Source organism: Streptomyces tanashiensis, from assembly GCF_014648895.1.
GTDB lineage: Bacteria > Actinomycetota > Actinomycetes > Streptomycetales > Streptomycetaceae > Streptomyces > Streptomyces tanashiensis.
Window position 1 is genome coordinate 1 of sequence record NZ_BMRZ01000041.1, and the last position, 7,325, is coordinate 7,325.

Annotated in this window: 9 protein-coding genes and 1 pseudogene; 5 read left to right on the forward strand and 5 right to left on the reverse strand. The window is 72.4% G+C overall.

Annotated features, from left to right (window positions below; genetic code table 11):
- A pseudogene (locus IE237_RS40205) lies at window positions 1-236 on the reverse strand (heme-binding protein); the annotation flags it as partial.
- A gap of 152 nt (window positions 237-388) precedes the next feature.
- The gene (gene cynR, locus IE237_RS40210) at window positions 389-1,297 is read right to left on the reverse strand and encodes a transcriptional regulator CynR (protein ID WP_189807180.1); all 909 of its coding nucleotides are present in this window, start codon (window positions 1,295-1,297) and stop codon (window positions 389-391) included.
- A gap of 95 nt (window positions 1,298-1,392) precedes the next feature.
- Here cynR and IE237_RS40215 point away from each other — a divergent pair, with 95 nt between their 5' ends.
- Window positions 1,393-1,989, forward strand: coding sequence for a carbonic anhydrase (locus tag IE237_RS40215; protein ID WP_189807181.1), 597 nt, complete (start codon window positions 1,393-1,395; stop codon window positions 1,987-1,989).
- A gap of 39 nt (window positions 1,990-2,028) precedes the next feature.
- Window positions 2,029-2,499 carry a cyanase gene (cynS, locus tag IE237_RS40220; protein ID WP_189807182.1) on the forward strand — a complete coding sequence of 157 codons (471 nt, stop codon included), beginning with the start codon at window positions 2,029-2,031 and terminating at the stop codon, window positions 2,497-2,499.
- Between the two features lie 7 nt (window positions 2,500-2,506).
- Here cynS and IE237_RS40225 read toward each other — a convergent pair whose 3' ends face one another.
- Window positions 2,507-3,124, reverse strand: coding sequence for a TetR/AcrR family transcriptional regulator (locus tag IE237_RS40225; RefSeq protein ID WP_189807183.1), 618 nt, complete (start codon window positions 3,122-3,124; stop codon window positions 2,507-2,509).
- Window positions 3,125-3,316: 192 nt separating this feature from the next.
- On the opposite strand from IE237_RS40225, the gene IE237_RS40230 reads away from it, so the two are divergent.
- From IE237_RS40230 to IE237_RS40240, 3 genes are all read left to right on the forward strand, one after another.
- Entirely contained in the window at window positions 3,317-4,078 is a 762-nt protein-coding gene (locus IE237_RS40230; protein ID WP_189807184.1) for an SDR family NAD(P)-dependent oxidoreductase, read from the forward strand.
- An 88-nt stretch (window positions 4,079-4,166) separates the two neighbouring features.
- Window positions 4,167-4,874 carry a TetR family transcriptional regulator gene (locus IE237_RS40235; protein ID WP_189807185.1) on the forward strand — a complete coding sequence of 236 codons (708 nt, stop codon included), beginning with the start codon at window positions 4,167-4,169 and terminating at the stop codon, window positions 4,872-4,874.
- A 130-nt stretch (window positions 4,875-5,004) separates the two neighbouring features.
- On the forward strand, window positions 5,005-5,388 hold the full coding sequence (locus IE237_RS40240; protein ID WP_189807186.1) for a zinc ribbon domain-containing protein: 384 nt from the start codon (window positions 5,005-5,007) through the stop codon (window positions 5,386-5,388).
- Between the two features lie 73 nt (window positions 5,389-5,461).
- On the opposite strand, the gene IE237_RS40245 is transcribed toward IE237_RS40240, so the two are convergent.
- Window positions 5,462-6,418 (reverse strand): electron transfer flavoprotein subunit alpha/FixB family protein, encoded by a 957-nt coding sequence (locus IE237_RS40245; protein ID WP_189807187.1) that lies wholly within the window; start codon window positions 6,416-6,418, stop codon window positions 5,462-5,464.
- 33 nt (window positions 6,419-6,451) lie between these two features.
- The gene (locus tag IE237_RS40250; RefSeq protein ID WP_189807188.1) at window positions 6,452-7,237 is read right to left on the reverse strand and encodes an electron transfer flavoprotein subunit beta/FixA family protein; all 786 of its coding nucleotides are present in this window, start codon (window positions 7,235-7,237) and stop codon (window positions 6,452-6,454) included.
- Window positions 7,238-7,325: the final 88 nt, after the last annotated feature.

Below are 7,325 nucleotides of genomic sequence, written 5' to 3' on the forward strand. Positions count from 1 at the left end.
TTCTCCGCGGCGTCCAGCGTCGCCTGCGCGGCCTTCGTCGCGGCCTCGATCGTCAGGTGGGTGGAGCGCGTCGTGTTCTTGTTCCTGGCGTCCGCCTTGGCGACGGCGGCGGCCGGCGCGGCCGCCGTGTCCTCGCCGGTGGCGCTCGCGGAGTAGGCCCCGAAGCCGCCGAGGGCGAGGGCGGCGACGATCGCGCCACCGGTCACGACACGGGTGCGCGAGGAGGCCTTCTTCACGTGCTTCATGGGATCTGCTCCAGTGGACTCGGGGAACCGCGGGGGCCGCCGGGAAGCCGGGGCCCGCTCTGCTCTCCATCCTGGGTGCGTACCCCGCCGTCACCCGTCGGCGTCCCGGCTGCGTCCGCCGCCCGCAACGGTGGACCCCGGGGTCATCCGATCGGTTGACCCTGCGCCTGCTTCCCCCATGAAGCCGCCAGTTCGGTGAAGGCCCCTGCGGCCGCGCTCCGGTAGCCGGCCGCGCGCCGGAGGAGGGCGACGGCACGGGACGGAAGGGCGGGGGAGAGCGGCACCGGGCTCAGCCAGGGGTGGTCCCGGGTGACGGCGTCGGGCAGCACCGTGGCCAGCGCGGTGCGCCGGACGATCTCGGTGAGCGCGGTCACGGAGTTGGCCTCCACGGCGATCACCGGCCGGAGGCGGTGCTCGGAGATGTACGCGTCGATGTGCAGCCGAGTGGCGAAGTCCCGGTCGAGGAGGGCCAGGTGACGCCCGTTCAGCTCCTCGGCCCCGACCGGTTCCGCGCGGCCCGCGAAGGGGTGGTCGGGGCCCACGACGAGGCCGAGCGTCTCGGTGAACAGCTCCGTGGCCTCGATGCCCGGGAGGTGCTCGCCGTGGAAGGCGATGCCGAGGTCCAGACGGTCGGCGAGGAGTTCGGCCTCGATGCGGTCCTGGGGCAGTTCCCGCACCTCCACGCGGATGCCCGGATGGCGGGTGTGGAAGCCCGCGGCGAGGGGGCCGGTGAGATACGCGGTGAAGGTGGGCGTGACGGCGAGCCGGAGGTGTCCCCGGGAGAGGTCCCGCACGTCCAGCACCGCACGCTCGCCCGCCGCCAGGTCCCGCAGGGCGCGCCGGGCGTAGCGCGCGTAGGTCTCTCCCGCGTCGGTGAGCCGCACGGTGCGCCCGGTGCGGTCCAGGAGCTGCGTCCCGAGGGCCTTCTCCAGCTGCTTGATCTGCTGGGACAGCGTGGGCTGCGCGATGCGGAGCTCTTCGGCGGCGCGGGTGAAGTTCGCGTGCTCGGCGACGGCGAGCAGATAGCGGAGATGACGGAGTTCCGGCTGCATGACACCGACTATAGATCCTGCTATAGATCGCATCTATAGCAGACATCGACAGCAGGTCTTGGACGCTATAGGTGATGGTCGTGCACGGTAGGGACATGCCCCACTTCGCCGAGGGAATCGCCCGCTTCCAGCGGGAGGTCTTCCCTGCCAAGGCCGGTCTCTTCGCCCGCCTGGCCACCGTCCACCGGCCCGGCACGCTGTTCATCGGCTGCTCGGACGCCCGCGTCGTACCCGAACTGATCACCCAGACCGACCCCGGCGAGCTCTTCGTCATCCGCAACGCCGGCAACCTCGTCCCCGCCCACACCCCGGGCGCCGACGGAGTCACCGCCTCCGTCGAGTACGCCGTCGCCGTCCTGGGCGTGCGGGACATCGTCGTCTGCGGGCACTCCGCCTGCGGCGCGATGACCGCGCTCGCCGAGGGCCACGACCTGAGTGCCGCGCCCGCGGTCGCCGCCTGGCTGCGGCACGCCGACGCCTCCCTCGCCCGCGCCGCCGCCGGCGGGACGGCCGACGTGGCCGTCCTGGTCCGGGAGAACGTCGCCGCGCAGCTGGCCAACCTGGCCACCCATCCGTCGGTCGCCCGCGCCCTGGCCGCGGGCGAAGTGCGGCTCCACGGCTGGGTCTTCGACATCGCCGACGGCACCGTCGAGGAGCTCCCGGCAGTCGCGCGCCCCGCGCTCGCCGCCTGACTTCCGCAACTCACACCCCTCAGAGAGGACGTACCACTCATGGTGCACGCCCAGTTCGACCCCACCGCCCGCCGCGCCCTCGCGATCGCCGCCGTCGACGCCAAGATCCGCAAGGACCTGAGCTGGCAGCAGATCGCGGACGTCTCCGGCCACTCCGTCGCCTTCACCACCGCCGCCGTCCTCGGCCAGCACGCCCTGCCCGAGGAGTCCGCCCGGGCCGTCGCCGAGCTCCTCGGCCTGGACGAGGACGCGGTGCGGCTGCTGCGCACGATCCCCACGCGCGGCTCCCTCGACGGCGCCGTCCCCACCGACCCGACCATCTACCGCTTCTACGAGATGCTCCAGGTCTACGGCACCACGCTCAAGGAGCTCGTGCACGAGCAGTTCGGCGACGGGATCATCTCCGCGATCAACTTCAAGCTGGACGTGAAGAAGGTCGCCGACCCCGAGGGCGGCGAGCGCGCCGTCATCACCCTGGACGGCAAGTACCTGCCGACGAAGCCCTTCTGACGTCGGTTCAGGCCGTTCCGGCGGCCGGGGCCGGCGCGGCGCCGAGAAGGGCCAGGGAATCGGCCCACAGGGCGTCGAGGCGGCCCGGGTCGTCGTACAGTTTGGCGAAGAGGACCCGGCCCTCCAGCTGGGCGACCAGGGCCCGCGCCGCCGCGCCGGGGTCGGCGACGCCGACCTCACCGCGCGCGCGGGCCTCGGCGACGGTCTCCGCGACCAGGGCGACCTGCTCGTCGAAGATCTCCCGCAGCCGCTCGCGGACGCTCTCCGTACGGGTGCTCAGCTCCAGGGCCAGGTTCCCGAAGAGGCAGCCCGTGACCGCGCCGCAGCTCTCCCGGTCGGCCCGCAGCCCGTCCTCCACGGACTCGTGGAGCCGCCGCAGCCGCCGGAGCGGCGGGACGTCCCCGCCGAGCGCGCGCGTCCACTCGGCGCGCTGCCCGGCCCAGTGCTCCTCGACGACGGCGAGGGCGAGCTCCTCCTTCGACGCGAAGAAGTAGTAGAAGCTGCCCTTCGGCACACCGGCCGCCGCGCAGATCTCGGCCACGCCCAGGGCGGAGTAGCCGCGCGACAGCAGCAGCGTCCTCGCGGCGGTCAGGATGCGCTCGCGCGCGTCACTCGTTCGCCCCATGGCGAGAGTGTACGACCGGTCGACTACTTCTCCCTCCGCCGTGCTCGGCCTCCGCTTCCGGGGGCGCCGCACACGGTTCTATGGTGGGCGGCGCAGATCGCGCGGACCGCGCGGTCCTCCGCGGGCACGCGCCCGATCCGGCGGCCAACCCGGCGGCAGGGTCGCACCCGCACGACACGAACGAGGAGTTCCATGGACATCGCCGGCTCCGCCGCTCTCGTCACCGGCGCCGCTTCCGGCCTCGGCGCCGCCACGGCCGCCGCGCTCGCCGCCCGCGGCGCCACCGTCTACGGCCTGGACCTGGACAAGGCCGTCGCCGCCGCCGGCCCGCTGCCCGAGGGCGTCCGGCTGCTCGCCGCGGACGTCACCGACGAGGACCAGGTGCGCGAGGCGCTCGCCGCGATCGACGCCGACGGCGCCGAGCTGCGGCTCGCCGTGAACTGCGCGGGCATCGCCCCCTCGGCCCGCATTCTGGGCCGCAAGGGACCGCACGACCTCGACCTGTTCCGTGCGGTGCTCAACGTCAATCTGCTCGGCACCTTCAACGTGATGCGGCTCGCCGCCGAGGCCATCGCCCGCCACGAGCCCGACGAGCACGGGCAGCGCGGCCTCGTCGTCAACACCGCCTCCATCGCCGCCTTCGAGGGCCAGGTCGGACAGATCGCGTACGCCGCCTCCAAGGCGGGCGTCGCCGGGATGACCGTCACCGCCGCGCGCGACCTGGCGCAGTTCGGCATCCGGGTCGTCACCATCGCCCCCGGCATCGTCGACACCCCGATGATGGCAGGGTTCGGCGAGGACGTCCGGGCCGGTCTGGCCGCGAGCGTCACCTTCCCGCAGCGCCTCGCGCGCCCCGAGGAGTACGCGCGGCTCGTGACGATGATCGCCGAGCACGACTACCTCAACGGCGAGACGATCCGCATGGACGGTGCCCTGCGGATGGCGGCCCGCTGAGCCTCCGTACCCCCGTGACAGCACTCGGTGTCGAAAGTATCCGGCACCGAGTGCCGCGCGAAGGCGCTGCGAATGTTAGGTTCGGGCCATGGGAACAGCGTCGACGAACTCCACGAAGCCCGCGATGCGGGACTCCCTCATCGCCGCGGCCTTCCAGCTCTTCCTGGAGCGGGGCTACGAGCAGACCACCGTCGACGACATCGTGACGCTCGCGGGCGTCGGCCGGCGGTCCTTCTTCCGGTACTTCCCATCGAAGGAGGACGTGGTCTTCCCCGACCACGAGCAGTGCCTCGCCGACATGACCCGCTTCCTCGCCGCGAGCGCCGACTCCGACGACCCCGTCGTCCGCGTCTGCGACGCCGCCCGGCTCGTCATGCGGATGTACGCCGAGAACCCCACCTTCTCCGTGCAGCGCTACCGGCTCACCCGCGAGGTGACCGGGCTCCGCACGTACGAGCTGTCGGTGGTCTGGCGGTACGAGAAGACCCTCGGCGACTACCTGCGCACCCGCTGGGCCGACCGCAGGGACGGCACCCTGCGCGCCAACGTCGTCGCGGCGGCCGTGGTCGCCGCCCACAACCACGCCCTGCGGCACTGGCTGCGCTCGGGCGGCGAGGGCGACCCGCTGGCCGAGGTCGACGGGGCCCTGGAGTTCGTGCGCGCCACCTGGGCGACCGGCCAGGTCGCGGACGCTCCGGCCGAGGAGGCCGAGGACGTCGTCGTGGTGATCACCAAGCGGTCCACCCCCATGTGGCGCGTGGTGCGCGAGGTGGAGTCGAGCCTCGGCGAGGGCTGAGGGGTCACCGAACGATCACAGGGTTCTCAGTATCTCGAATTGAGGGAACTCAGGTCTTTATTTGATGGCACTCAGTGCCATATCTTTGCTCCATGCACGGTTGAGCCGCCGAGTGCGAGGAGAAGGCATCGTGTTCCACACGGGACTGAGGAGCGGGACCGCCGTCCAGGCCGACGAGTCGGCCCCCGACTCCGAGCTGTACTTCCAGCGCTGCCGCTGGTGCCACACCACCACCTTCCAGCGCCTGCTGTGTCCGACCTGCGGGTCGACCGACCTCGCGCCCGAACTCAGCGAGGGCGAGGGCGTGATCTCCGTACGCCGCGGGGTCGCCGCCGCCGACGCCGACCTCTGGCCGGTCCACATGACGGAGGGCTTCGTGGTCCGCTGCCGCGTCGACGGACCGCCGCACGCGGTGCGCCCCGGAGTCCGGGTCAAGGTCTCCGGCACCGCGGTCTCCGGGCGCAGGCCGGTCGTCCGGCTCTGCGAGGAGGTCCCGCTCGACGGCTGGTACTGAGCGCGAACACGACGAAGGGGCGGGTGGCACAGAGTGCCACCCGCCCCTTCGTCGTGTGCATCCGGCGCCGAGGTCAGCGCGCGCCGATCTCGTCCGTGAGCTGCGGCAGCACCTCGAAGAGGTCGCCGACCACGCCGTAGTCGACCAGGTCGAAGATCGGGGCCTCGGGGTCCTTGTTGACCGCGACGATCGTCTTCGAGGTCTGCATGCCGGCCCGGTGCTGGATCGCGCCGGAGATGCCCGCCGCGACGTACAGCTGCGGCGAGACCTGCTTGCCGGTCTGGCCGACCTGGTTGGAGTGCGGGTACCAGCCGGCGTCCACCGCGGCGCGGGAGGCGCCGACGGCCGCGCCGAGCGAGTCGGCCAGCTTCTCGACGACCGCGAAGCCCTCGGCCGCGCCGACACCACGGCCGCCGGAGACCACGATCGCGGACTCGGTCAGCTCGGGGCGCCCGGTGGAGACGCGCGGGGTGCGCGAGACGACCTTGGCGGCGTTGCCGGTGAAGGCGACGGCGACGTTCTCGACCGTACCGGCGGCCGGGGCGGCCTCCGGGGCGGCGGAGTTCGGCTTGACGGTGATGACCGGGACGCCGTGCGAGACCGTCGAGCGCACCTGGTACGAGGCGGCGAAGACGGACTGGGTGGCGACCGGGCCGTTCTCGCCGGCCTCCAGCTCCACGGCGTCGGTGATCAGACCGGAGCCGAGGCGGAGCGCGACGCGGGCCGCGATCTCCTTGCCCTCGCCGGAGGAGGTCACCAGGACGGCGGCCGCCCCCTTCTCCTTGGCCAGCTGGGTGAGCGCGTCGACCTTCGGGACGACGAGCTGCTCGGTGAACTCGGCGCCGTCCGCGACGTACACGGTGGCGGCGCCGTACTCGCCGGCCGTGGCGGCGATCGAGGCGGCGGCCTCGCCGGCGCCGAGGACGACCGCCGAGGGCTCGCCGACACGGCGCGCCAGCGTCAGCAGTTCGAGGGCCGGCTTGCGGACCGCACCGTCGGCGTGGTCCACGAGAACCAGGATCTCAGCCATGATTCCTTGCTCCTGAGGTGGGGTGACGGTGGATCAGATGAACTTCTGGGTGGCGAGGAAGGCGGCGAGCTGCTTGCCGCCGTCGCCCTCGTCCGTGACGATCGTGCCCTGGGTGCGGGCCGGGCGGGCGGCCACGGCGTCGACCAGGGTCCAGGACCCGGCGAGGCCGACCTCGTCGGCGTCGATGTCCAGGTCGTCCAGGTCCAGCTCCTCGACCGGCTTCTTCTTGGCGGCCATGATCCCCTTGAAGGAGGGGTAACGGGCCTCGCCGGACTGGTCGGTGACCGAGACGACGGCCGGCAGCGGGGCCTCCAGGAGCTCGGTGGCGGCGTCGCCGTCACGGCGGCCCTTCACGAGACCGTCCTCGACGGAGAGCTCCGACAGCAGGGTGACCTGCGGCAGGCTCAGGCGCTCGGCGAGCAGCGCGGGCAGGACGCCCATCGTGCCGTCGGTCGAGGCCATGCCGCAGACGACCAGGTCGAAGCCGGTCTTCTCCAGGGCCTTGGCCAGGATCGCCGAGGTGGCGATGACGTCGGAGCCGTGGATGTCCTCGTCGTTGACGTGGACGGCCTTGTCGGCGCCCATCGACAGGGCCTTGCGCAGCGCGTCCTTGGCGTCGTCCGGGCCGACCGTCACGACGGTGACCTCGGCGTCGTCGGACTCCTCCGAGATGCGCAGCGCCTGCTCGACCGCGTACTCGTCGAGCTCCGAGAGCAGCCCGTCGACGGCCTCGCGGTCGGTCGTCAGGTCGTCGGCGAAACCGCGGTCGCCGGTCGCGTCGGGGACGTACTTCACACAGACAGCGATCTTCAGGGTCACGGCCTGTCTCCTTTCGAGAGGCTGGTGGTTACGGGAGGTTGCGGGCCATGACGATGCGCTGGACCTGGTTGGTGCCCTCGTAGATCTG

Coding starts and splice junctions, on each gene's coding strand:
- cynR (WP_189807180.1), bottom strand. CDS start 1,297: ATGCAGCCGGAACTCCGTCATCTCCGCTATCTGCTCGCCGTCGCCGAG.
- IE237_RS40215 (WP_189807181.1), top strand. CDS start 1,393: ATGCCCCACTTCGCCGAGGGAATCGCCCGCTTCCAGCGGGAGGTCTTC.
- cynS (WP_189807182.1), top strand. CDS start 2,029: ATGGTGCACGCCCAGTTCGACCCCACCGCCCGCCGCGCCCTCGCGATC.
- IE237_RS40225 (WP_189807183.1), bottom strand. CDS start 3,124: ATGGGGCGAACGAGTGACGCGCGCGAGCGCATCCTGACCGCCGCGAGG.
- IE237_RS40230 (WP_189807184.1), top strand. CDS start 3,317: ATGGACATCGCCGGCTCCGCCGCTCTCGTCACCGGCGCCGCTTCCGGC.
- IE237_RS40235 (WP_189807185.1), top strand. CDS start 4,167: ATGGGAACAGCGTCGACGAACTCCACGAAGCCCGCGATGCGGGACTCC.
- IE237_RS40245 (WP_189807187.1), bottom strand. CDS start 6,418: ATGGCTGAGATCCTGGTTCTCGTGGACCACGCCGACGGTGCGGTCCGC.